General features: G+C 72.5%; 20 protein-coding genes. 13 read left to right on the top strand and 7 right to left on the bottom strand.

Annotated elements, in window-relative coordinates:
* Positions 1-17 precede the first annotated feature (17 nt).
* Positions 18-920, bottom strand: a complete 903-nt coding sequence (locus ACZ7DY_RS32030; protein ID WP_471141588.1) for a chitosanase — start codon at positions 918-920, stop codon at positions 18-20.
* A 125-nt stretch (positions 921-1045) separates the two neighbouring features.
* Here ACZ7DY_RS32030 and ACZ7DY_RS32025 point away from each other — a divergent pair, with 125 nt between their 5' ends.
* The 3 genes from ACZ7DY_RS32025 (at position 1046) to ACZ7DY_RS32015 (ending at position 2966) form a co-directional block, all read left to right on the top strand.
* A complete protein-coding gene (locus tag ACZ7DY_RS32025; RefSeq protein ID WP_471141585.1) occupies positions 1046-1273 on the top strand; it encodes a hypothetical protein in 228 nt (75 codons plus the stop codon).
* 21 nt (positions 1274-1294) lie between these two features.
* Positions 1295-2398, top strand: a complete 1104-nt coding sequence (locus ACZ7DY_RS32020; protein WP_471141583.1) for a hypothetical protein — start codon at positions 1295-1297, stop codon at positions 2396-2398.
* A 211-nt stretch (positions 2399-2609) separates the two neighbouring features.
* Complete coding sequence (locus ACZ7DY_RS32015; protein WP_471141581.1) at positions 2610-2966, top strand: hypothetical protein; 357 nt, start codon at positions 2610-2612, stop codon at positions 2964-2966.
* A gap of 9 nt (positions 2967-2975) precedes the next feature.
* On the opposite strand, the gene ACZ7DY_RS32010 is transcribed toward ACZ7DY_RS32015, so the two are convergent.
* Together ACZ7DY_RS32010 and ACZ7DY_RS32005 are read right to left on the bottom strand one after the other, a co-directional pair.
* Positions 2976-3722 carry an SDR family NAD(P)-dependent oxidoreductase gene (locus ACZ7DY_RS32010; RefSeq protein WP_471141580.1) on the bottom strand — a complete coding sequence of 249 codons (747 nt, stop codon included), beginning with the start codon at positions 3720-3722 and terminating at the stop codon, positions 2976-2978.
* A gap of 92 nt (positions 3723-3814) precedes the next feature.
* The gene (locus tag ACZ7DY_RS32005; protein WP_471141579.1) at positions 3815-3979 is read right to left on the bottom strand and encodes a helix-turn-helix domain-containing protein; all 165 of its coding nucleotides are present in this window, start codon (positions 3977-3979) and stop codon (positions 3815-3817) included.
* 77 nt (positions 3980-4056) lie between these two features.
* Between ACZ7DY_RS32005 and ACZ7DY_RS32000 the strand changes: the two genes are divergently transcribed.
* Positions 4057-4788: a vWA domain-containing protein gene (locus tag ACZ7DY_RS32000; protein ID WP_471141577.1), complete on the top strand. Its 732-nt coding sequence runs from the start codon at positions 4057-4059 to the stop codon at positions 4786-4788.
* A gap of 38 nt (positions 4789-4826) precedes the next feature.
* On the opposite strand, the gene ACZ7DY_RS31995 is transcribed toward ACZ7DY_RS32000, so the two are convergent.
* Positions 4827-5843 (bottom strand): tyrosine-protein phosphatase, encoded by a 1017-nt coding sequence (locus tag ACZ7DY_RS31995; protein WP_471141575.1) that lies wholly within the window; start codon positions 5841-5843, stop codon positions 4827-4829.
* Positions 5844-6066: 223 nt separating this feature from the next.
* Complete coding sequence (locus ACZ7DY_RS31990; RefSeq protein ID WP_471141573.1) at positions 6067-6573, bottom strand: MarR family winged helix-turn-helix transcriptional regulator; 507 nt, start codon at positions 6571-6573, stop codon at positions 6067-6069.
* A gap of 215 nt (positions 6574-6788) precedes the next feature.
* On the opposite strand from ACZ7DY_RS31990, the gene ACZ7DY_RS31985 reads away from it, so the two are divergent.
* The 4 genes from ACZ7DY_RS31985 (at position 6789) to ACZ7DY_RS31970 (ending at position 11614) form a co-directional block, all read left to right on the top strand.
* Positions 6789-8321, top strand: coding sequence for an MFS transporter (locus tag ACZ7DY_RS31985; protein ID WP_471141571.1), 1533 nt, complete (start codon positions 6789-6791; stop codon positions 8319-8321).
* Positions 8322-8544: 223 nt separating this feature from the next.
* Positions 8545-8748 carry a cold-shock protein gene (locus ACZ7DY_RS31980; RefSeq protein ID WP_055556530.1) on the top strand — a complete coding sequence of 68 codons (204 nt, stop codon included), beginning with the start codon at positions 8545-8547 and terminating at the stop codon, positions 8746-8748.
* Between the two features lie 142 nt (positions 8749-8890).
* Positions 8891-10555: a DEAD/DEAH box helicase gene (locus ACZ7DY_RS31975; RefSeq protein ID WP_471141570.1), complete on the top strand. Its 1665-nt coding sequence runs from the start codon at positions 8891-8893 to the stop codon at positions 10553-10555.
* A 123-nt stretch (positions 10556-10678) separates the two neighbouring features.
* Positions 10679-11614 (top strand): pentapeptide repeat-containing protein, encoded by a 936-nt coding sequence (locus ACZ7DY_RS31970; RefSeq protein ID WP_471141567.1) that lies wholly within the window; start codon positions 10679-10681, stop codon positions 11612-11614.
* Positions 11615-11656: 42 nt separating this feature from the next.
* Here the strand turns inward: ACZ7DY_RS31970 and ACZ7DY_RS31965 are convergent, their stop codons facing one another.
* On the bottom strand, positions 11657-12550 hold the full coding sequence (locus ACZ7DY_RS31965; protein WP_471141566.1) for a hypothetical protein: 894 nt from the start codon (positions 12548-12550) through the stop codon (positions 11657-11659).
* A gap of 285 nt (positions 12551-12835) precedes the next feature.
* On the opposite strand from ACZ7DY_RS31965, the gene ACZ7DY_RS31960 reads away from it, so the two are divergent.
* Entirely contained in the window at positions 12836-13633 is a 798-nt protein-coding gene (locus tag ACZ7DY_RS31960; RefSeq protein WP_471141564.1) for a S1 family peptidase, read from the top strand.
* A gap of 254 nt (positions 13634-13887) precedes the next feature.
* A complete protein-coding gene (locus ACZ7DY_RS31955) occupies positions 13888-16992 on the top strand; it encodes an endo-alpha-N-acetylgalactosaminidase family protein (protein WP_471141561.1) in 3105 nt (1034 codons plus the stop codon).
* Positions 16993-17061: 69 nt separating this feature from the next.
* Here ACZ7DY_RS31955 and ACZ7DY_RS31950 read toward each other — a convergent pair whose 3' ends face one another.
* Positions 17062-18816, bottom strand: coding sequence for a glycoside hydrolase family 35 protein (locus ACZ7DY_RS31950; protein WP_471141558.1), 1755 nt, complete (start codon positions 18814-18816; stop codon positions 17062-17064).
* Positions 18817-18980: 164 nt separating this feature from the next.
* Here ACZ7DY_RS31950 and ACZ7DY_RS31945 point away from each other — a divergent pair, with 164 nt between their 5' ends.
* The 3 genes from ACZ7DY_RS31945 (at position 18981) to pepN (ending at position 23075) form a co-directional block, all read left to right on the top strand.
* The gene (locus ACZ7DY_RS31945) at positions 18981-19889 is read left to right on the top strand and encodes a helix-turn-helix domain-containing protein (RefSeq protein ID WP_471141931.1); all 909 of its coding nucleotides are present in this window, start codon (positions 18981-18983) and stop codon (positions 19887-19889) included.
* A gap of 11 nt (positions 19890-19900) precedes the next feature.
* The gene (locus tag ACZ7DY_RS31940) at positions 19901-20323 is read left to right on the top strand and encodes a chorismate mutase (RefSeq protein WP_471141556.1); all 423 of its coding nucleotides are present in this window, start codon (positions 19901-19903) and stop codon (positions 20321-20323) included.
* Positions 20324-20534: 211 nt separating this feature from the next.
* Positions 20535-23075, top strand: coding sequence for an aminopeptidase N (pepN, locus tag ACZ7DY_RS31935; protein ID WP_471141555.1), 2541 nt, complete (start codon positions 20535-20537; stop codon positions 23073-23075).
* Positions 23076-23077 lie beyond the last annotated feature (2 nt).

The raw sequence follows: 23077 nt of genomic DNA, 5'->3' as shown, positions 1-23077 counted from the left end.
GCGGAGGGTGTACGGGGCTACGGAACCTTGAACGTCTCCCCGTACACCTTCCACGTCAGCGGCGTCTTCAGGGCCAGATTGCCGTCGTAGAGGAACTGGCGCTGGGCGGTGTCCACCCGCGAGGTGTCCTGGTGGGCCTTCTCCCGCTTCATCGCCTTGCGGCGGATGTCCAGGAAGATGTCGAGGTACGCCTTCTCCTTGCCGCCCTCGGAGGGGGTGTCGGCCTCCCTCAGGGCCGCCTCGCGCAGGCCGTAGAAGCCGCGGGGGCCGGTGCCGGGGCCGTGCAGGACCATCGCGTCGTAGTAGATGAACTGGCCGAGCGTGCCGAGTCCGTCGAGCTTGGCCAGGCGCACCGCCGGGTCGAAGTAGACGCGGTCGCGCGCGCGGTCCTGGGCCTTGCGGAACGCCGGCTTCGCCGCCTCCGCCCGCCACGCCCCGGTGAACCCCGGGTCCAGGCCCTCGTGCGAGTCGCCGCCGTCGACCTCGCGCAGGGCGGGCAGATAGCGGGCGAGGCCGTTGTCGGGGTGGTCCTCCGTATACCGCTCGACGAGCCGCAGCAGGTCGTGCGTGCCGGTGCAGAAGCCGATGATCCCCGCGGTGTAGCCGTGCCCGTCGCCGATGTCCTCGATGTAGCCGTACTGGCCGCGCCAGTCCAGCGTCGAGTTCTCCGCGCTCGACACCAGCTGCTGCGCGAGTTCCTTCTTTGCGGGCGCGGCGAGGCCGGGCGGCAGGTCCGCGATCAGCTCGTCATCGGCCTTCAGCTCGGCCTTCGACTTGCCCTCGTCGTACGGGCGGCCGACGCCGGGAGCCTTCCTCTTGGCCGCGGCGTGGCCGCTCTCCGGGTCGCCGCCGAGCAGGTAGGCGCCCACGGTGGCGAGGGGGGCGACGGCGACGAGGAGCAGGAGACCGGCACGTTTCATGCGGCCAAGATTACGTGGGCATGACCGGTAGCGAGCCTTCCGTATCCCGCTCTATTGACTAAAAGTCAATTCGGCGCCACTCTCGGGACCCGTATCAGCCGTGGGGGTCCGCCCTGGGAGGCGACATGGACACCGGAACACAGCAGCAGCGCGAACGGCTCGGCGCCCAGCTCCGGGACGAACCACCGGAGTCCTTCGGCCGGTTGACGCCCGAACAGCTTGCGGTGCTCGCCGACGCGCTGGAGCGCCAGCGCGCGAGCCGGGCCGCCGGACTGAACGAGGCCGCCGAAGACGCGCTCAAACTCGTGCCCGCACTGGCCCGCGGCCCCGTGCGCCGGATTCTCTTCCGATAGCCGAAGGAGCGAGGAGTCAGCATGGACACGCTGCGCGCACGGGCCGAGACCCTCAAGATCGCCCACCTGCTCGACGTCGAACCGGACACGCTCGCCTTCCTTCGGACCCTGCCCGTCGAGGACGTACGCCGCTTCCGCACCCAGTGCGTCGCGGCACTCTTCGACCGGGCCCCCGAGATGCTCGACCGGATCGCGTCCGCGACCAAGCTGGTGCCCGCCGGGGTCGCCGCCGCCATCTCGCAGAAGGCCCTCGGACCGCGCCTGGCCGCGGCCGTCGCCGGACGCCTCGAACCGGCGCGCTCCGCCGACATCATCGAGAAGCTGCCGGTCTCCTTCACCGCTCAGTCCTGCGCCCACCTCGACCCGCGCCGCATCAAGGGCATCGTCGACCGCCTCGACGAAGCCCTCGTCGTCCGCATCGCCGTGGCGCTCGCCGAACGCGGCGACCACCTCACCATGGGCCGCTTCGTCGGCCAGCTGCCCGAGCCCGCCCTGCGCCGGATCCTGCCGCAGGTCGACGACGCCACCGTGCTGCGGACGGGTTTCGCGATCGACGAGCCGGCGCGGCTCGGCCCCCTCATCGACCTGATGGGCCCGGAGCGGCTCGCGTCGGTCATCGGCACGGCGGCCGCCGAAGGACTGTGGCCCGAGGCGCTGGCCGTCGCCGGCATGGTCACCGGGGAGCAGCGCGGCCGCATCGCCTCGCTCACCGCCGCCCAGCCGCAGGACCACCTGGACTCCCTGGTCGTGACGGTCGCCGAACAGGACCTGTGGGAGTCCCTGCTGCCCCTGGTCGCCCTGCTCGGCCCCGAGGAGCGGCGCGCGGTGGCCGAACTGCCCTCGCTGCGCGGCGCCGACGTGCTCGGCCAGGTCGTGCGCGCGGTCGTGGCCACGGCCCTGTGGGCGGAGTTCCTGCCGCTGGTCCAGGCGCTGCCGCCGGAGTCCCGCAAGGTCGTCGCCGACGCCGCGGGGGCGCTGCCCGACGCCGACCTGGACGCGCTCGCCCGCGAGGTCGACAAGCAGGACCTGTGGGAACTGGTGATGCCGCTGGTCGAGTTGATGGACGACGGCGCGAAGACGCGGATCTTCGCCCTGCCCGCGTTCCAGGAGCAGGCCGGGGAGTAGGCGGGGGCACGGCCCGGGGGCGGGCACCCCGGGGTGGTCCACCCGGCGTACGCAGGATCGTTGCGGCACCCCCCGCAGGGGTGACGTCACGCATGCGGCGGCCGCCGGCCGGGGAGGGCGCAGCCGGACCCGTCAACTCCCGGGCGGGTCCGGCCACCCCCACGCGCGTCGGACCACCCACGTCCCGCGCCGGAAGGAAAACAGAGAGACCATGCCCGTTCGCCACACACTCGCCGCCGCCCTCGGCGCGTTCGCCCTCGTCGTCACCCTGCCGACCTCTTCCGCGACCGCCGCCACCGGCAACTTCTCCTACAAGTACGACGACCACGGCAGGACCCGGTCGGCCACCCTCCACCACCCGCACAGCCCCGGCTGCCACCCCCTGCCCCAGGTCGCCGACCCGGAGGCAACCGCGCCCGCGTTCGCCCCGCACAACGGAACCGACGAGTGGGTCATGGTGTTCACCGATCCGGACTGCACCGGCGACTCCTGGAGCCTGCGCCCGCACGGCCGCCCCGCCACGGAGCGCCTCAAGCTCCGCTCGGTCTTCCTGACCGGCCGCCACTGAGCCGGCCACTCACCCTGCCGTCGAACCGCCGTCCACGGTGAACTCCGACCCCGTGATGTACGACGACGCGTCCGACGCCAGGAACAGCACCAGCTCACCGACCTCCTCCGGGCGGCCCATCCTGCCGAGCGGCAGGTGCGACCAGTCCCGCCCGGCGGAGGCCGCGGAGATCATCGGGGTGTCGATCGCCCCGGGATGCACGGAGTTGACCCGCACCCGGTACTTCGCCAGATCCAGCGCCGACGACCGGGTAAGCCCCCGCAGCCCGAACTTCGTCGACCCGTACGCCGCGTGCCCAGGGATGCCGACGAGTCCCGCCGTCGACGACACGTTCACCACCGACCCGCCGCCCGCCTCCTTCAGCGCGGGCAGCACCGCCTGGATGCCCAGGAAAGGGCCGAGCAGATTGACCCGGACCAGGGCCTCGAAGTTCTCGTACGTCTCGTCCTCCACGGACGCCGTACGCCACAGCGCCGCGTTGTTCACCAGCGCGTCCAGCCGGCCGAAGGCACCGACGGCGGCCGCCACGGCCGACGCCCAGCTCTCCGCGTCGGTGACGTCATGACGTACGAACAACCCCTGGTCACCCAGGGACGCGGCGACCTCGCGGCCCTCGTCCTCCCGCACGTCCGTCACCACGACCCGCGCCCCCGCCCCGGCGAACAGCCGTGCCTCCGCCGCCCCCTGGCCGCGGCCCGCGCCCGTGATCAGGACGGTCCTGCCGGTCAGTCCGCGGGGGAACTCCCGGGAGCCCATGGCACGCCTCCAGTACGCCTCGATCGTCCACCGCGGCCCGGGGGCCGCCGAGCGGCATATGTCTAGCAGTCATATGCGGGAGAAAGAAGGGCTCAGGCGCCGCGAAAGACGCCCGGCGTGACCCCGTAGACGCGCCGGAACCAGCGGCCGAAGTGGGCCTGGTCCGCGAAGCCGGCGGCCACCGCGGCCACGCAGGGGCGCCCGCCGCGGCGGACCGGTCCTCGTGCGCCGAGCGGGCCGCCGGTGCGCCGGCGCACACCACGTACCCTCGGCCGCTGACGGACCGGCACCGTGGCGGTCCGCCGGAGGAACGGAGTCGCGCATGGAGCCGCGCATGGGGCCTGCGATCAGTCTGCGCAAGATGGAGGAGTCGGCGCCGGCACTCGTCGACCTCTACAAGAGCGCCGGGGTCTCGCTGCGCAGACACGGCCTGGAGGGGGAGCGAGCGGCGGTCTACCTCGTCGTCGACTACTCCGGTTCCATGCTGCCGTACTACAAGGACGGCAGCGTCCAGGCCCTCGCCGACCGGGTGCTCGGGCTCTCCGCGCACCTCGACGACGACGGGGTCGTCCCCACCGTCTTCTTCTCCACGGACATCGACGCGGTGACGGACATCGCGCTCGGCAACCACCGCGGCCGCGTCGACGAGATCGTGGCCGGGCTCGGCCACATGGGCAGGACCAGCTACCACCTGGCGATGGACGCGGTCATCGACCACTACCTGGACAGCGGCTCCCGCGCGCCCGCCCTCGTCGTCTTCCAGACCGACGGCGGCCCGATCAACAAGCTCGCCGCCGAGCGCTATCTGTGCAAGGCGGCGAAGCTGCCCCTCTTCTGGCAGTTCATCGGTTTCGGCGATCCGGGAAGCAAGCAGTTCGACTATCTGCGGAAGCTCGACGAACTCGCCGTCCCCGCCCGGCGCCCGGTCGACAACGCGGGCTTCTTCCACGCCGGTCACGACCCCCTGGCGCTGTCGGACGAACAGCTCTACGACCGGTTGGTGGGGGAGTTCCCGGCATGGCTCGCGGCGGCGCGGGCGGGCGGCATCGTGGGCCAGGGGCGGTGAGCCGGGAGCGGTGAGCCGGGAGGGGTGCGGCGTTCGCGCTAGTCCACCAAGCGTGCGCGCAGCTTGAGGATGGTGCCCGCGTCGAGCCCGAGCCCCTTGGTCAGATAGCCCTGCAGACTCCCGTACCGTGCGGTCGCCTCGTCGAGCGCCGTGTCGAGGTAGTCGGTGCGGACCTCCTGGAGCGGGATGATCAGGTCGGGGTTCTGCATCAGCCCGCCCTGCTTGAGCGCGTCGCGCACCTGCTTGTCGTACGCGGCCCGGTAGGTGTTGGACGCCAGGTAGTCGTCGACGGCGGTGCCGCCCGGCACGCCGACCAGGCGCAGCAGCAGGTACGTCGTCCAGCCGGTGCGGTCCTTGCCGGAGGTGCAGTGGTAGAGCAGCGGGGAGCGGCTGTCGGCGATGTCCCGCAGGGTGGCCGCGAACTGGGCGCGGTCGGTGGAGTCCGTGACGAAGGTGCGGTAGACCTCCCGCATGAACGCGGCCGCCTTGCCGTTGCCCAGCATCTCCTCCTGCTTGACCGGATCCTTGGAACCGATCGCGGTGAGGAGCCGGGCGAAGAGCCCGTTGTCAGTGACCGGCCGGGAGACCGCGGCGGCCCCGGCGGGCAGCCGGTCCGCGCCGTCGTACTGGACCTCCGCGGGCACCCGGAAGTCGATGACCTTCCGCAGCCCGAGCCGGGAGACCGTGGCGAGGTCCGCGTCCGTGAGCTTGCTGAGGGCGTCGGCACGGAAGACCCGCCCGTACGCGACCCGCTCACCGTCGTACGTCCGATAGCCCCCTACGTCCCGTACGTTGACCGCGCCCTGGAGCGGGACGTGGTGGATGGTGTCCGCGAGGGGGCGGGGCGCGTGGACGTGTGTGTGCGCGTGGCGGAGTGGGGCGGGGGCGGACGCGGTGGGTGTGGTGGGCGAGGCGGCTCCGGCGGGGGTGGTCCAGGCGGGCAGGGTGCTCAGGACGATCGCGGAGATGAGGGCTGCGGTCGTGGTGTGGGTGCGGGTGTGAGTACGGGTGCTGGTGCTGGTACGGGCGTTGGTGCGGGTACGAGAGATGCGCATCGGTCCGCCTTCCCATCGGCATGGTGCTCGGCAGGTGTGCGGTGCCGGAGGGTCGCTCTTCGGCCCAACCAAGCGATTGTTTGGTCGAGGGTCGAAGGTAGCGAGGCCCCGGCGAGCGAGGAAGGGGCGTGCGCGAGAAGCTGACGAATAGTCAATTATGTAGAGCGGGAAGGGGAGTGGGGGCGACAGGTGGAGGGGGAGGGGTCGGGCGGGGTGGCCGTACCTACTCCGAGAGGCGTGCCGCGGCGCGCCGCTGGCGCTCGGCCGCGCCCTCCAAGAAGCGTGTGACGGTCTCCAGCTCCTGGGTCGTGAACTCCTCGTAGAGCTCGCCGACTTCGCGGGCCCAGTCCTCGAAGATGTCCTCCAGGCCCGCGAGTTGCTCCTCGCGGATCTCGATGAGTACGCGCCGCTTGTCGGTGGGGTGCTTGACCCGCCGGACGAAGCCCTTGGCCTCCAGACGGTCGACGAGGCCGGTCACCGAGGCGGGCGCGAGGGCGGTGCGCTCGGCCAGCTCCTTGGCGGTGAGCGGGCCGCCGCGCTGGAGCAGGTCGAGGGTCTTGGTCTCGGTCGCCCCGAGCCCCTGCCGGGCCGCGACCGCCGAGTGGAACATCACGGTGACCGCGCTGCTCTCGCGGCCGGCGGCGGTGAGCCGCTCGATCGCTTCGGCGCGCCGCCACTCCTCGCGGGCGTCCGGCTCTCCGTGCTGCTTCCGGGGGCGCGTGCTGCTCATGGGGTAACCGTAGCTCACATTTCGTTCGGCCGAACGAAAGACTTGGGGTCGCTGGGGGTGGGGTGAGGGCTCTTTCGTTCGGCCGAACGAAAGGCTTGCGATCACTGCGGGCGGGGTGCGACTCTTTCGTTCGGCCGAACGAAATAAATCGGGAGCGGCGTCCGAACCCGCGCCCGCGTGCCCGTACCCGCACTCCCAGCCGCCCTGGAGCGTCCATGACCAGCCGCGCCGACTCACCCGCCACCGAACCCACCACGCCAGCCACACCCACCACGCCAGCCACACCCACCACGCCAGCCACACCCACCACCCACGCCGCGCCAGCCACCCGCACCGCACCAGCCACCCCCACCCCCCACCCCCGACGCTGGCCCGCGGCCGCCGTCATGATGGTCGCCGCCCTCATGGACCTGCTCGACGTGACCATCGTCAACGTCGCGATCCCCTCCATAGGCCGCGGACTCGGCGCCTCCGAGAGCGATCTGCAGTGGATCGTCTCCGCCTACCTCCTCGGTTTCGCCGCGACGCTGATCGTCTCCGGCCACCTCGGCGACCGGTACGGCCGCAAGACCCTCTTCCTCGCCGGTACCGCCGCGTTCGGCGTCGCGAGCCTGGCGTGCGGGGTCGCGCAGGCGCCCGGGCAGCTCGTCGCGGCGCGCGCCGTGCAGGGCGTCGCGGCGGCGCTGCTCATGCCGCAGGTGCTCGGCTCGTTCCGCACCCTCTTTCACGGCAAGGAGCGCGGGGCGGCCTTCGGCATGTACGGGGCCGTGGCCGGTTTCGCCTCGGCCGTCGGTCTGCTGCTCGGCGGAGTCCTGACCGACGCCGACCTCTTCGGCTGGGGGTGGCGTTCCGTGTTCCTGGTGAACCTGCCGGTGGCGGTGGTGACCTTCGCGGCCGCGGTCGTCCTCGTACCGGCCACCCGTGAGCGTTCCGCGGGGCGCCCCGACGTCCTCGGCAGCCTGGTCCTCGCCGGTTCCCTCGTCGCCGTCGTCCTGCCCCTCGTCCAGGGCCGCGCCAACGGATGGCCGCTGTGGGGCTGGCTCTCTCTGGCCGCCGGGGTGCTCGGTCTCGCGGGGCTCGGCGTCGTCGAGGGCCGGCGCCGCTCGACGGCCACCGTGCCGCTGCTGCCCGCCCGCGCCTTCCGGCTCCCCGCGTTCTCCGTCGGCGTCGCCGTCCAGCTGCTGTTCTCCGTCGGCATGCAGGGCTTCTTCCTGGTCTTCGCGCTCTGGCTGCAGGGCGGCGAGGGCTACACCCCGCTCCAGGCGGGAGTCCTCACCGTGGCCTTCTCCGCCGGCGGCTTCCTGACCGCTCCGGCCGCCGACGCCCTCGCGGTGCGGGTCGGGCGGCTCGTGCCCGCCGCCGGGTCGCTCCTCATGGCGGGCGGCTTCACCTGGGTCTGGGCGGCGGTCGAAGGGTCCCCGGCACGGCACACCGGGGCCTGGCCGCTGGTGCCGGGGCTCGTCGTGGCCGGTGCCGGGCTCGGCTTCCTCGTCGTACCGCTGGTGAACATCGTCCTGTCGGCCGTGCCCGCGGAGCTGGCGGGCGGGGCGTCGGGGATCTTCTCCACGGCCCAGCAGTTCGGCGGGGCGCTCGGCGCCGCGGTCATCGGCACGGTCTTCTTCGGGCATGCATCGGCCGGGCCGACCGAGGCGCTCGGCGCGGCGATGCCGTGGGTGGTGGCGGGTTTCGGGCTCTGCGCGCTGCTGTGCCCGGCGCTGCCGCGGCGTGCGGTGGACCCTGCGGCGTGAGCCCGGCGCGCTCGCTCGCGGGGCACGGGAACAACGGGCCCCGCGAGCGTGTTAGGGTTATGCGTTGCAGTTTTGGTACCCATGAACTTTATGTGCGCCTGACGGGAATGCTCCGAGGGCGCATTATTGTTTTTCCGGTTCTCTCCGGTATGGGGGTCATTGCAGCGCTGGAGTATCGCAATTCGGTGATGCTCCATTCACTGCCCCTGTTGAGGAGATTGACATGGCAACCGGCACCGTTAAGTGGTTCAACTCGGAAAAGGGCTTCGGCTTCATCGAGCAGGACGGCGGCGGCCCCGACGTCTTCGCCCACTACTCGAACATCGCGTCCTCCGGCTTCCGTGAGCTCGTGGAGGGCCAGAAGGTCTCCTTCGAGGTCACCCAGGGCCAGAAGGGCCTGCAGGCCGAGAACATCGTTCCTGCCTGATCGCCGCAGCGCGCGAACCTCACAGCCGAGGCCCGCACCGGAAGGTGCGGGCCTCGGCTTGCGCTGTCATCGGGCCCGACCGGGCCCAGAGCCGCACCGGCTCAGAGGTCCGGAAGTCCAGCGACCAGGAAGGCACCACTGAATGAACCGCTCCGAACGTCCGGCGCGCCCCGCCCGCAAGCGTCCCGCCGCCGCAGGCGGAAAGGGCAGGCCGACCGGCCAGGCGAAGGGGTCCGCGCATTCCTCGCATTCCGCGAAGAAGTCCGGCGGCCGCAAGCCGAAGCCGGTCCAGGGCGGCGAGTTCGCACTGCCCGAGAGCATCACCCCCGCACTGCCGGCCGTCGAGGCCTTCGGTGACCTGGACATGCCCGAGGCCCTCCTGAAGACGCTGGCCGCCCAGGGCGTCACGGAGCCCTTCCCGATCCAGGCGGCGACCCTCCCCAACTCCCTCGCGGGCCGCGACATCCTCGGCCGCGGGCGCACCGGCTCCGGCAAGACCCTCGCCTTCGGCCTCGCCCTCCTGGCCCGTACGGCCGGGCGGCGCGCCGAGTCGAAGTCGCCGCTCGCCATGGTCCTGGTGCCCACGCGCGAGCTGGCCCAGCAGGTGACGGACGCGCTCACGCCGTACGCCACCTCGGTCAACCTCCGCATGGCCACGGTCGTCGGCGGCATGTCGATCACCCGCCAGTCCGGGACGCTGCGCCGCGGCGCCGAGGTCCTCGTGGCCACCCCCGGCCGCCTCAAGGACCTGATCGAGCGCGGCGACTGCGACCTGTCACAGGTGCGTACGACGGTTCTCGACGAGGCCGACCAGATGGCCGACATGGGCTTCATGCCGCAGGTCACGGCGCTGCTCAAGCAGGTCGCGCAGGGCGGCCAGACGATGCTGTTCTCGGCGACGCTGGACAAGAACATCGACCGGCTCGTCCGGATGTTCCTCACCGACCCCGTGGTGCACTCCGTCGACCCGTCCGCGGGCGCGGTCACGACGATGGAGCACCACGTCCTCTACGTCGCCGACGAGACGGACAAGAAGGCCGTCGCCATGCGGATCGCCGCCCGCGAGGGCCGCGTGATCATGTTCCTGGACACCAAGCGCGCGGTGGACCGCTTCACCAAGCGGCTGCTCGCCAACGGTGTACGCGCCTCCGGCCTGCACGGCGGCCGCTCGCAGCCGCAGCGCAACCGCACGCTGGACCAGTTCAAGACCGGCCAGGTCACCGCCCTGATCGCGACGAACGTGGCGGCGCGCGGCATCCACGTCGACGACCTCGACCTCGTCGTCAACGTCGACCCGCCCACCGACCACAAGGACTACCTCCACCGCGGCGGCCGCACCGCGCGGGCGGGGGAGTCCGGCAGCGTCGTCACCCTCGTGCTCCCCGACGAGAAGCGTGAGATGACGCGCCTCATGTCCGACGCGGAGATCAGCCCGAACACGGCACGGGTCTCCTCCTCCGACGAGGAACTGGTGCGGATCACCGGGGCGCGCGAGCCCTCGGGTGTGCCGGTGGTCATCGAGACGCCACAGCCGCAGCAGCAGCCCGCCTCGCGGAGCGGTTCGCAGCGACGCCGACGCCCGCGTGGCGGCGGAGCCGCCGGGTCCGCTCAGGGCGGTCAGAGCGGTCAGGGTCAGGGCCAGAGCCAGGGTCAGCGCAGGGTTCCCCGTCAGGCCCAGGGCCAAGGTGGCCAGGGTCAGGGTGGCCAGGCCAGGAGCGGTTCCGCCGGCGCCGGTGGCGGTGGCGGTCGTTCCCGTCGCGGTCGCTCCGGCGGCGGGGCGCAGGGAGGCCGCCGCTCCGCGGCGTGACCCATCCCCCTCCCTCGCCCCAGCAGGAGCGACTCTTCCGCCCGCGGTCCCTTCCCGGGGCCGCGGGCGGAAGAATGACGTGACGTACCCCCGCACGACCCGGCCCCCAGAGGAACCCGCACGATGACTCCGGAGCGCGAACCCGTCGCCCTGCCCCTGCTCGAAGACGACCGCGCCGGGCTGCGCGCCGACTGCGGCAGCTGTTTCGGGCTGTGCTGCGTCGCCCTCACCTTCGCCAAGTCGTCGGATTTCCCGGTCGACAAGGACGCGGGTACGCCCTGCGCCAACCTGCGGACGGACTTCCGCTGCGGCATCCACCGCGACCTGCGGGGCAAGGGGTACCGGGGCTGCACCGTCTACGACTGCTTCGGGGCGGGCCAGCACATCTCCCAGGGCACCTTCGAGGGCCGCGACTGGCGCGAGGACCCGGCGAGCGCACGACAGATGTTCGAGGCGTTCCCGGTGATGCGGCAGCTCCACGAACTGCTCTGGTACGTCACCGAGGCGCTCGCCTTCCCGCAGACCCGGCCGATCGCCGCCGACCTGGAGCGGGCGCTCACCGAGACGGAACGGCTGACCCGGGGCACCCCGCAGGCCATCGTCGAGACCGACGTCGCCGCACACCGCCAGGACGTCAACCGGCTCCTCCTGCGCGCCAGCGAGCTCGTACGCGCCGAGTACCGGGACGCGGGCGGCAAGAGCGACAAGAGCGGGAAGGGAAGCAAGGGCGGGAAGAACGCCAAGGGCAGAGGCGGCGCCAAGGGTGGTGGCAAGAAGAACCGCCGGGGCGCCGACCTCATCGGCGCGCGGCTCAAGGGCGCCGACCTCACCGGCGCCGACCTGCGCGGCGCGTACCTCATCGGCGCGGATCTGCGCGACGCCGACCTGCGGGGCGCCGACCTGATCGGCGTGGACTTCCGCGACACGGACCTGCGCGGCGCCGACCTCACCGACGCGCTCTTCCTCACCCAGTCCCAGGTGAACGCCGCGCGGGGCGACGAGCACACCAAGCTGTCCGACTCGCTCGACCGCCCCGGCCACTGGTCGACCCCCTCGTAACCGGCCCGCCCGGACCCCACCCCCTCCACCCCTTCCGCCCCGCTACGTGTCGCACTCCAGCACCGTCCGGCACAGCGCGCACCGCGCCCGTACCCGGCCCCGCACCGGCACCCTGATCCGCTGGTGGCAGGTGGGGCAGGGGAACGCCACCCGGAGCGTGCCCGCGTCGAGGGAGAAGGAGTAGGCGCCGCCCGACACGACCGCGCCGCCGTGCTCACGCGCGGAGCGGCGGTCCTTCGCGTACCGCCGCCGTCCCGCCCAGCCGGCCGCCGTGAGCGGGGGTTGCTGTTCGTCACGGCGGGCCTGGGCGAGTCCCTTCGTGTACGCCGTGTACGCCTGCGCGCTGGTGAACCACGTCTCCGGGGCCTCGCCGAACGCCAGCGCCCGCTTGGCCAGGACGTATCCGAACTCCTCCGGCGTGAGGTAGCCGAGCTTCTGCGAGGAGGCGCCGTCCTCGCGGTAGGCGTCGAGCAGCAGCCAGCCCGCGCCCAGGTAGGTGGTCGCGGTGTCGGTGAGGATCTCGTTGTCGCGCGTGCCGGGGAACGACAGGTCGAGGCGGTGCAGATAGACGTGCATGACCTCGTGGGCGAGTGCCGCGCCGATGTCCCTGCGGTGCGTGCGGAAGCGGTCGTTCAGCTCGATGAAGTACTCGGGCCCGGCGGCGAGTTCGACGGACGCGGCGTGTTCCATCTCGCGGAAGCAGACGATCATCCGGGCGTCGGGCAGCCGCAGATGCCGCACCATCTCGCGGGCCAGCCGCTGCACGCCGAGGTGGAGGTCGTCCTCGTCGCCGAAGGCCACGTCGACGGGGGCGACGCTGGTCTCGAAGGTGTGGACGGTGTCGTACGAGAGGCGTTTGTAGAGCGCGGTCAGCGCGGCCCGCACGGTCTCCAGGTGGGGGTATCCGTGCACCACGGGACCGCCGGCGACCGTCACGTCCGCACCCCCTGAAGCCACTCACCGGGCACTTCAACCCGCCTCCACTGTACGGGGATCGGGGCGACCGGAGCGGGGCCGTGCGACACGCCGTGGCCGGAAATCGCCCCTTGTCCTGAGCGGACACCGATCTCCATAATCCGCAACAACGCTTTGGCGGGCTCATGCCATCCACGCGCATCCTGCGGGGACGGCCGGGGCCCGCCACGCGTGCGACCCCCCACCCCCCACAACCCCCCCACCCCCACACAACCCCCCACGACCCCCCCCACGAAGGGAAGTCAGTTGAAGACCACGCTGCGTGGAGTCAAGAGAGCCGCAACCCTCGGCGCGATCGCGCTCGCGACCGTCAGCCTGCAGCCCGTGGCCGCCCAGGCGGCCCCCCACCCGGGCCCGAAGCCGGGCGAGCGCGTCGTCGGCGGCACCCCGGCCGTGCAGGGCGAATTCCCGTTCATGGTCCGTCTCTCCATGGGCTGCGGCGGCGCCCTGTACGCCAAGGACATCGTCCTGACCGCCGCCCACTGCGTGGACGGCTCCGGTGAGAACACCGGCATCACCGCCACCGGCGGCGTCGTGGACCTGGAGAGCCCCGACGCGGTCAGCGTGAAGTCCACCAAGGTCCTCCAGGCCCCCGGCTACAACGGCAAGGGCAAGGACTGGGCGCTCATCAAGCTCGCCGGGCCGATCGACCAGCCCACCCTGAAGATCGCCAAGGACACCAAGTACAACGAGGGCGACTTCACCATCGCCGGGTGGGGCGCCGACAAGGAGGGCGGTGCCCAGCAGCGTCACCTTCTCAAGGCGACCGTTCCGTTCGTCAGTGACGCGGACTGCCAGGCCGCGTACGGCGATGACCTCACGCCGGGCGAGGAGCTGTGCGCCGGCAACCTCGCCGAGGGCGGCACGGACACCTGCCAGGGCGACTCCGGCGGCCCCATGTTCCGCAAGGACGAGGCCGGCGAGTACGTCCAGGTCGGCATCGTCAGCTGGGGCAACGGCTGCGCGCGGCCCAAGTTCCCCGGTGTCTACACCGAGGTCTCGACCTTCGCGGCGGACATAGAGAAGGCGGCTTCGGAGCTCTGAGTCCTGGACTCTGATACTCCGGGGCCCGACGGTCCGTGGTGGGGCGCCCGCGTTCGGCGGGCGCCCCACTCCGCGTCCGGGCGCGGGGGAGGGGACCGGAGGCACGGGACGCCGGGGCTCGGGGCCGGGGCGACGGTTAGTCCAACACCTGCTTCTTCTTTGTCCATGGGCGCGTTCACCCCGCCCGGCGCATCGTGAGCGGCACGAATTCCGTCCCACGTCCGTCCCACGTCCGTCCCATGGAGGGGTGCCCCATGCTGCCGTCAGACACGTCCGGACCGAGCCGCAGAGCCGTGGTCGCGACGGGCGCGATCGCCGGGATGGGCGTCGCCCTCGGAGCGGGCGGGAGCGCGTTCGCCGCGCCCGGCCCCGGCGGACGCCGGGCGGCCGAGACCGTCCTGCGCTCCGCCGACCTGGAGGTGCGCGTCGCCACCGGCTTCCCGAGCGTCGTCTCGTACACGGACCGCGACAGCGGCGCCGTGCTGCACGGCACGCCGGACCCCGTCACCACCGTCCTGATCGACGAGGTCGAGCACACCCCGAAGGTCACCGCCACGGCGGGCAGAACCCGGATCGCGTACGTCCTCACCTTCGACGGCGGCACCCGCATCGACGTCGAGATCGCGGTCGAGGGCCGGCAGGTCCACTGGCGCGTCACGAGGATCGCGGACACGGCCGCGCTGCGGGTCGGCACCCTGCGCGTCCCCGGACTCGCCCTGCTCTCCGTGCGCAGCGACCAGCCGGGCGCCGCCCTGCTCGCCGCCAGGATCCAGCTGGACAAGGCCAAGAGCGGCGACACCCTCGTCAGGCCGGCCGCGGACACCCCCGCCGAGCCGCCCGTCGGGTGCGCGTACGCCGTCGTCGCGCACGACGGACTCGGCGGCGCGATCGAGACGAACACCGTCTATGACAAGCCCACCAGCGCGGACGGCACCACCTGGGAGAACGGCCGCCTCTGGCGCGAGACGGTGCGGCCAGCCGCGGACGCCGGCCCCGTAGAGGTGCGCCTGACGCCCGGACAGTGGACGCACCGCGCCGCGACCGCGCCCGTGCACGCCACCGAACCCCTGCCGTACGCCACCGTCGTGATCACCGGTGACCGCAACGGCGACGGCAAGGTGGACTGGCAGGACGCCGCGATCGCCTTCCGCGACATCATGGTCGACCCGCGCGGCGCCGACGAGCAGCATCTGCGGGTCGTCCCGCACATCCCGTTCAACTTCGCCTCGCAGGCCACCAATCCGTTCCTCGCCACCCTCGACAACGTCAAGCGCATCCACCTGGCGACCGACGGGCTGCGCCAGTACACGCTCCTCAAGGGCTACCAGTCCGAGGGCCACGACTCGGCCCACCCCGACTACGCGGACAACTACAACACGCGCGCGGGCGGCCTCGCCGACCTCAACACCCTGGTCCGCGAGGGCAAGAAGTGGAACAGCGACTTCAGCGTGCACGTCAACGCCACCGAGTCCTACCCCGTCGCCCACGCCTTCTCCGAGAAGCTCGTCGACAAGAACAACGAACAGTGGGACTGGCTCGACCAGAGCTACCGCATCGACCAGCGCCGCGACCTGGTCTCCGGAGACATCATCAAACGCTTCGCCGACCTGCGCGCCCAGACCGACGACGGGCTGAACGCCCTCTACATCGACGTGTTCCGGGAATCCGGCTGGACCTCCGACCGTCTCCAGCGGGCCTTCCGCGAGCAGGGCTGGACCATCACGTCCGAGTGGGGCCACGGGTTCGAGCGCTCCTCGCTCTGGTCGCACTGGGCCACCGAGACCGACTACGGCGGCGACACCTCGCGCGGCATCAACTCCCGGCTGATCCGCTTCGTGCGCCACCACCAGAAGGACGTCTTCGCCGACAAGTGGCCCACGCTCCTCGGCGTCGCCCGCATGGGCAACTTCGAGGGCTGGGTCGGCAAGACCGACTGGCACGCCTTCTACGACCTGATCTGGACCCACTCGCTGCCCGCCAAGTACCTCCAGGCCCACCCCATCAAGAAGTGGGACGAGCACGAGATCTCCTTCTTCGGCGAGACGCGCACGACTGTGTCCGACGCCTCCGGCAAGCGGCGCATCACCACCGAGGGACGCGTCGTCTACGAAGACGGCCGCTACCTGCTCCCCTGGGAGCCCCGCACGGCGCACGACCCGGCCAAGCTGTACCACTACAACCCGGCGGGCGGCACCACCAGCTGGCGGCTCCCGCGCGCGTGGGCACGCCGCTCCCGGGTGGCGCTGTACCGGCTCACCGACCAGGGGCGGGTCTTCGAGTCGTACGTCTCCGTGGCGGGCGGAAAAGTCACCCTCACCGCCGCACCGAAGCAGCCCTACGTCCTCTACCGCGAGCGCGCCGCCGCCCTGCCCGACCCGAAGTGGGGCCAGGGCACCCCGCTGCACGACCCCGGTTTCCACTCCGGCTCCCTGAAGGGCTGGAAGGTAAGCGGCCCCGCCGCGGTGCGGCTCAGCGCCCTCGGCGACCACGAACTGGTCATCGGCGCGGGCGGCGCGGCATCCGTCGGCCAGCGCCTCGCCCGCCTGAAGGCCGGGACGTACGCCGCCTCCGTGCAGGTCGAGGTGGGGGAGCGGCCGGGGGAGCGGCGCAAGGCGTCCCTGGAGGTGCGCACCGCCGACGGCATCACCGCCACCAACTTCACCGAGACCTCCACCGCCGGCAACTACGTCGCCGCCGACCGCAAACACGGCACCCGCTTCCAACGCATGTTCACGTACTTCACCGTCCCCGAGGGCGGCGGCACGGCCGAGCTGACGCTGCGCGCCGAGGCGGGCCACGCGCGCGTGCGCTTCGACAACGTCCGCGTCGTCGCCACCTCACGCCCCGCCGAACTCCCCCGGGGCACCCTGGTCCACGAGGACTTCGAGCACGTGCCGCAGGGCTGGGGCCCCTTCGTCAAGGGCGACGCGGGCGACATCACCGACCCGCGCACCCACATCGCCCAGCGCCACGCCCCCTTCACCCAGCGGGGCTGGAACGGCAAGGAGATCGACGACGTCATCGACGGCACCAACTCCCTGAAGTCCCGCGGCGAGAACCCCGGCCTCGTCTACCGCACGGTCCCGCACACCGTCCGCTTCACACCGGGCAGGCGCTACCGGGTCTCCTTCCGCTACGAGAACGAGAAGGCCGGCCAGTACGCCTGGATCACCGCGGTCGACACCCCGACCCCCCAAGAGACCGACCGCAAGAACCTCCCACCCGCCACCCAACCCACCACGCTCACCCACGAGTTCACGGCCCCCGACGAAGGTGAGGCCTGGGTGGGCCTGCGCAAGACGGGCGACGACGGCAAGGCGGAATTCGTCCTCGACACGTTCGAGGTCACGGAGGTCTGAGGAGCCCCCGTGACGACGGAGCCCGTCCCTGAGAATCCAGGGACGGGCTCCGTCGTCACGGGCGGCGACTCACCCCAACTCGACCGGCCCCCCGGCCCCCTCCGCCTCGAGCACCCACACCTCGTTCGCCCCCTCCCGCAGCACCGGGCCGGGTACGTACAGCGAAGTCTGGGGGCCCGTCGACCAGTAGCGGCCCAGGTTGAAGCCGTTGATCCATGCGAAGCCCCTTGTCCAGCCCGGGAGTTCGAGGGTCGCGTCGCCGGGGGAGGTGACCTCGATCGTGCCCCGGTACAGGCCGGGGCGGCCGTCGCCGGGGGTAGTCGCGGGGAGCTGTCGTACCGTCGCGGCGTCGTCGAAGGCGTCCAGGCGCAGGCCGCGGGCCCGCACCCCGTGCAGGTACTGCCGTTCGTGGAGGATGCCGCCGGTGACGCCCTTCGGCTCGCCCGTGCGGGGGCCGTAGTTCACCCTGCCCAACGACTCCACCCACAGCTCCACGCGCGCGTGCCCGGCGACCGGGTCGGGCAGGGTCGGGGTGCCCTCCGTCAGGACACCGGCGCGCTCGCCGTCCACGTACACCACGGCCAGGTCCCGCAGCCCCCGGACGCTCAGCGGGTACGGCTCGCGCGGGCCCGGCACCGTGACGGCGTACCGCACCAGGCCGCGGTCCACGTCCAGCTCCTCGAAGGTGGGCGGGACCGCGTGCTCCGACTCCGGGGTGCCCAGGGCGGCCAGGACCGTGTCCGGGGCGACCCACTCCGTGAGCGCCGCCGACGCGGGGGTGCCGAGGGCGGGGAGCGGCGGGGGCGGCTCGGGCGGCGGGGTGGCCGCGTACCGCGCGAGGACCTCGCGGAAGGCCCAGAACTTGGGCGTGGCGTGGCCGAACTCGTCGATGGGCGCGTCGTAGTCGTACGACGTGACGTCCGGCTGGAGCTCCCCGTCGTGCAGGGAGCCGCCGCCGCGGTTGGCGCCGGCCCACCCGGCGAAGCTGGTGCCGCCGTGCGCCATGTAGAGGTTCACCGACGCCCCGCACTCCAGGATCTCGCGCAGCGCCGCCGTCGCGTCACCGGCGTCCCGCTCGACATGGTCCGCGCCCCAGTGGTCGAACCAGCCGCACCAGAACTCCATGCACATCAGCGGGCCCTTCGGCCGGTGCCGGCGCAGGGCGGCGAAGCCCTCCCGGGCCCCCGAGCCGAAGTTGGCCGTCGCCAGGACGCCGGGGATCGAGCCGCCGGTCAGCATGTGGTCCTCGGGCCCGTCCGAGGTGAACAGCGGGACGGTGACGCCCTGGTCGCGCAGCAGGTCGGCGAGGTGACGCAGGTAGACCTGGTCCGAGCCGTAGCTGCCGTACTCGTTCTCGACCTGCACCATGATCACCGGCCCGCCACCGCCCTCCCCGCCGTACTCGCGGGAGACGATCTGCGGCAGCAGATGACGGAACCACCGTTCCACATGGCCCAAGTACTCCGGATCACGCGTCCGCGCGCGGGCCCCCACCGCCCCCGTCAGCCAGTGCGGCAGTCCGCCGTTCTCCCACTCCGCGCAGATGTAGGGGCCCGGCCGCACGATCGCCCACAGCCCCGCATCCCGCGCCGCGTCCAGGAAACGGCCGACCGCCCCGACGTCGCGGTACGTGCCAGGGCGCGGCTCGTGCAGGTTCCACGGGACGTACGTCTCCACGCAGTTGAGGCCCATCGCCCGCAACATCGCCAGCCGGTGACCCCACTGCGCCTCGTGCACACGGAAGTAGTGCAGCGCGCCGGAGAGCAGCCGCACCGGCCGCCCATCCAGCTCGAAATCGTCCTCGCCGACCCTGAACCCGTTCATCGCATCCTCTCGCTCACCTACCGCCCGCCCACGATTCCCCCTGGCGGGCGGCAGGGTCCATGGACAAAGATCGGGTCCGGTTGGACGCAGCGAGGGAACCGGGCGTGTCCGGCGACGCACCGAGCGGGCCGGGGCCCGACCCGCACCGGAAGGGACGCACGCGGATGTACCACACGTGGATGCGGTATTTCACCCCCAGCCCGGCCCACCACCGGCTCGGCCTCGTCTGCCTCGGCGTCGGCCTGCAGCACGGCCTCCTGCCGACCGTGGGCCCGCGCACCCTCGACCACCACGTGGCCGTCGTCATCAGCTCGGGAGGCGGCTGGTTCCTCGGCCCCGACGGGCGCAGGACCACGGTGACGGCACCCGCCCTGATCTGGCTCACCCCCGGCGTACGCCACCACTACGGGCCCGACCCCGAGACCGGCTGGGACGAGTGCTTCGTCGACTTCACCGGCCCCGCCACCGCCACGTACACCGAACTCGGCTACATCGAACCGACCCGGCCCGTCGTGCCCCTCTCCGACGCGGCGGGCGCCCGCGCCACCGTCGCCCGCATCGCCCGCGCCGCCCGGCGCGGCAACCCCCTCCTCGAGGTCGAGACCGGCGCCGCCGTCCACGAACTCCTCGTCGCGCTGCGCCGCGCCCGCGCCGACATCGCCCCCGACGGCGACCCCGTCCTCCAGGCCTTGGCCCGCGACGCCTTCCGGCCGCTCTCCGTCGCCGAGCACGCGGCACGCCACGGCATGACCCCCGCCGAACTGCGCACCGCCGTGCGGCGCGGCGCGGGGTGCAGCCCCAAGGACTACCTCCTCGGCATCCGCCTCGGCCGCGCCAAGGAGCTCCTCGCCGCCACCGAGCTGCCCGTCGCCGCCGTCGCCCGCCGCGTCGGCTACGACGACCCCGCGTACTTCTCCCGCCTCTTCACCCGCCGGGTCGGCATGGCCCCCGTACGCTTCCGCGACCAGCAGGGCAGGACCGTGCCGGGCGGCTGGTCGCACCAGATACCCGACCCCGACCACCCGCCGATCCTGCGCTCTTCCGCCGGTGGCGGGCCCGGACCGGCAACGTAGGCTCGTGGCCCATGACCACCAGCCACACCAGTGACGAGAACAGCGCGAACGGGGCCGCCGCCCCCTACGCCCGCGACGCGAGCGTCCCGGCCGCCGACGCCGGCCCCACCGGCACCGACGAGGCCGTGCGCGCCGAGCTGTCCCGGCTGCGCGACAGCATCGACAACATCGACGCCGCCGTCGTCCACATGCTCGCCGAGCGCTTCAAGTGCACCCAGCAGGTCGGCCACCTCAAGGCCCAGCACCACCTGCCGCCCGCCGACCCCTCCCGCGAGGCCCGCCAGATCGCCCGCCTGCGCGAACTCGCCGAGAACGCCAAGCTCGACCCGGCCTTCGCCGAGAAACTGCTCACCTTCATCATCGCGGAGGTCATCCGCCACCACGAAGTGATCGCCGGCGGCGACCGGGCCGGGGACACGGCCGACGGAGCCTGATCCGCGACGGGCGGGAAAGGCCGGAGAGGCACGGGAGACCCCCGCCCCGGCCCCCTCCCACCGACCGCCTCCGCCGCCCGGACCACCACCTCCGGGCAGGCGAGGACACCGAACCGCCACCCGGCCCGCGAGCCCCGCGGGACGGCCGCCCCGGGAGGCCGCCCCGCCCCCGGGCCGGGCCCCTACACCCGGCCCCGCCCCATCAGGCAGCATGGCCCCCATGCCCGTACTGACGCGCGACGAAGCGCAGACCCGAGCCCGGCTCATCGACGTTCACCGGTACTCGATCGAGCTCGACCTGAGCGGGGCGGCCGATCCCGCCCGCGACACCTTCGGCTCCCGTACCGTCATCCGGTTCAGCGCCCGTACCGAGGGCGCCACCTTCGTCGAGCTCAAACCCGCCGAACTGCGCTCCGTCACCCTCGACGGGCAGCCCCTCGACCCGGCCGGCCTCATCGACAACCGGCTCGCGCTCGACGCACTCACCGCGGGCGAACACGAGCTGCGTGTGGACGCCACGATGCGCTACTCCCGCACCGGCGAGGGCATGCACCGCTTCACCGACCCCACCGACGGCGAGACGTACGCGTACACCCAGCTCTTCATGGAGGACGTCCAGCGCGTCTTCGCCGCCTTCGACCAGCCCGACCTGAAGGCCGTCTTCGAACTGGCCGTCACCGCGCCCGAGGAGTGGACCGTCCTCGCCAACGGCATCACCGAGCACACCGGCGACGGGACGTGGCGGGCCGCGCCCACCCCGCCCGTCTCCACCTATCTGATCGCCGTCGCCGCCGGCCCCTGGCACTCCGTGCGCACCGAACACCGCGGACTGCCCTTCGGCATCCACTGCCGGCGCTCCCTCGCCCCCTTCATGGACGCCGACGCCGAGGAGATCCTCGACATCACGCGCTCCTGCTACGACCGCTACCACGAGAAGTTCGACGAGCCCTACCCCTTCGACTCCTACGACCAGGCGTTCGTCCCCGAGTTCAACGCGGGCGCCATGGAGAACCCCGGACTCGTCACCTTCCGCGACGAGTTCATCTACCGCTCCGCCGTCACCGACACCGAGCGGCAGACCCGCGCCATGGTCATCGCCCACGAGATGGCCCACATGTGGTTCGGCGACCTCGTCACCCTCACCTGGTGGGACGACATCTGGCTCAACGAGTCCTTCGCCGAGTACATGGGCTTCCAGACCACCGCCGAGGCCACCCGCTTCACCGACCCCTGGACCGACTTCGGCGTCGCCCGCAAATCCTGGGGATACGACGCCGACCAGCGGCCCTCCACCCACCCCGTCGCCCCCGACCCCGACGCCGTCCCCGACACCGCCTCCGCGATGCTCAACTTCGACGGCATCTCCTACGCCAAGGGGGCCGGCGCACTGCGCCAGCTCGTCGCCTGGCTCGGCGAGAAGGATTTCCTCGCGGGCATCAACACCCACTTCGCCCGGCACAAGTTCGCCAACGCCACCCTCGCCGACTTCATCGACTCCCTCGCCCACGCCACCGACCGCGACGTGCACGGCTGGGCCGAGGCATGGCTGCGCACCACCGGCGTCGACACCCTCACCTCGAAGGTCACCCACACCGGACGCCGGTGGACCCTCGCCATCGACCGCGACGGCGGCCCGGGCCGGGAAGACGGCCGCCCCCACCGCATCGCCGTCGGCGTCTACGACCGCGACCTCTCCGGCAGCGGCGCCCTCGTCCTGCGCGAACGCCTGGAGACCGACGTCCCCGCCACCGGCGAGATCGCCCGCGACGGCGGCCGCCCCGCCCTCCTCGTCCTCAACGACCAGGACCTCACCTACGCCAAGATCCGCCTCGACGAGACGTCCAGGGAAACCGCCCTGCACGCCCTCTCCGGCGTCCCCGACGCCCTCACCCGCGCCGTCCTGTGGAACAGCCTGCGCGACATGGTCCGCGACGGCGAACTCGCCCCCTCCGCCTACCTGGAGGCCGCCCGCGCCCACCTCCCCGCGGAGACCGACCTCGCCCTCGTCCAGGGCGTCCTCACCTTCGCCACCACGCACATCGCCGACCGCTACACCGCCCCCGCACAGCGCCCCGCCGCCCTCGCCCTCCTCGGCGACCTCTGCCGCGACCTGATCCGCCGCACCGAGGACGGCTCCCACCCCGGCCTGCGCCTCACCGCGGTCCGCGGCGCCATCGACGTCGCCACCCAGGCAGCACCCCTCCAGGCCTGGCTGAGCGAGGGCACCGTGCCCGGCGGCCCCGAGCTCGACCCCGAGCTGCGCTGGCGGGCCCTCGGCAGGCTCGCCGCACTCGACGCCGCCGACGAGGCCACCATCGCCGCCGAACTCGCCCGCGACCCGAGCGCCACCGGCCGCGAGGGCGCCGCACGCTGCCGCGCCGCCCTGCCCGACGCCGACGCCAAACGGGCCGCGTGGGAGGCCATGTTCGCCACGGACGACCTGTCCAACTACCTCTTCACCGCCACCGCGCAGGGCTTCTGGCAGCCCGGCCAGGACGACCTGGTGCGGGAGTACGTCCCCCGCTACTTCGAGGACGCCGTCGCCCTCGCCGCCCGCCGCGGCCCCGCCATGGCCGAAGCGGCGGGCCGCCACGCCTTCCCCCTGCCCTTCGTGGACGCCGAGACGCTCCACCTCGGCGAACGGTGCCTGCGCGACGCCGACCCCACCCCGGCCCTGCGCCGCAAGCTCGTCGACCAACTCGACGACCTGGCACGGGCGCTGCGCGTACGCGAGGGAGCCACCAAGAGCTGACA

The sequence above is a fragment of the Streptomyces sp. NPDC037013 genome (assembly GCF_055607265.1).
This window is presented reverse-complemented; position numbering and strand designations above follow the sequence as displayed.

Bases quoted from the DNA above. Each gene is read 5' to 3' on its own strand.
- ACZ7DY_RS31945 (WP_471141931.1), top strand. From the start codon at position 18,981: ATGTACCACACGTGGATGCGGTATTTCACCCCCAGCCCGGCCCACCAC.
- ACZ7DY_RS32010 (WP_471141580.1), bottom strand. From the start codon at position 3,722: ATGGGCTCCCGGGAGTTCCCCCGCGGACTGACCGGCAGGACCGTCCTG.
- ACZ7DY_RS31985 (WP_471141571.1), top strand. From the start codon at position 6,789: ATGACCAGCCGCGCCGACTCACCCGCCACCGAACCCACCACGCCAGCC.
- ACZ7DY_RS31950 (WP_471141558.1), bottom strand. From the start codon at position 18,816: ATGAACGGGTTCAGGGTCGGCGAGGACGATTTCGAGCTGGATGGGCGG.
- ACZ7DY_RS32025 (WP_471141585.1), top strand. From the start codon at position 1,046: ATGGACACCGGAACACAGCAGCAGCGCGAACGGCTCGGCGCCCAGCTC.
- ACZ7DY_RS31975 (WP_471141570.1), top strand. From the start codon at position 8,891: ATGAACCGCTCCGAACGTCCGGCGCGCCCCGCCCGCAAGCGTCCCGCC.
- ACZ7DY_RS31990 (WP_471141573.1), bottom strand. From the start codon at position 6,573: ATGAGCAGCACGCGCCCCCGGAAGCAGCACGGAGAGCCGGACGCCCGC.
- ACZ7DY_RS31995 (WP_471141575.1), bottom strand. From the start codon at position 5,843: ATGCGCATCTCTCGTACCCGCACCAACGCCCGTACCAGCACCAGCACC.
- pepN (WP_471141555.1), top strand. From the start codon at position 20,535: ATGGCCCCCATGCCCGTACTGACGCGCGACGAAGCGCAGACCCGAGCC.
- ACZ7DY_RS31970 (WP_471141567.1), top strand. From the start codon at position 10,679: ATGACTCCGGAGCGCGAACCCGTCGCCCTGCCCCTGCTCGAAGACGAC.
- ACZ7DY_RS32020 (WP_471141583.1), top strand. From the start codon at position 1,295: ATGGACACGCTGCGCGCACGGGCCGAGACCCTCAAGATCGCCCACCTG.
- ACZ7DY_RS31980 (WP_055556530.1), top strand. From the start codon at position 8,545: ATGGCAACCGGCACCGTTAAGTGGTTCAACTCGGAAAAGGGCTTCGGC.
- ACZ7DY_RS32000 (WP_471141577.1), top strand. From the start codon at position 4,057: ATGGGGCCTGCGATCAGTCTGCGCAAGATGGAGGAGTCGGCGCCGGCA.
- ACZ7DY_RS32015 (WP_471141581.1), top strand. From the start codon at position 2,610: ATGCCCGTTCGCCACACACTCGCCGCCGCCCTCGGCGCGTTCGCCCTC.
- ACZ7DY_RS32030 (WP_471141588.1), bottom strand. From the start codon at position 920: ATGAAACGTGCCGGTCTCCTGCTCCTCGTCGCCGTCGCCCCCCTCGCC.
- ACZ7DY_RS31940 (WP_471141556.1), top strand. From the start codon at position 19,901: ATGACCACCAGCCACACCAGTGACGAGAACAGCGCGAACGGGGCCGCC.
- ACZ7DY_RS31955 (WP_471141561.1), top strand. From the start codon at position 13,888: ATGCTGCCGTCAGACACGTCCGGACCGAGCCGCAGAGCCGTGGTCGCG.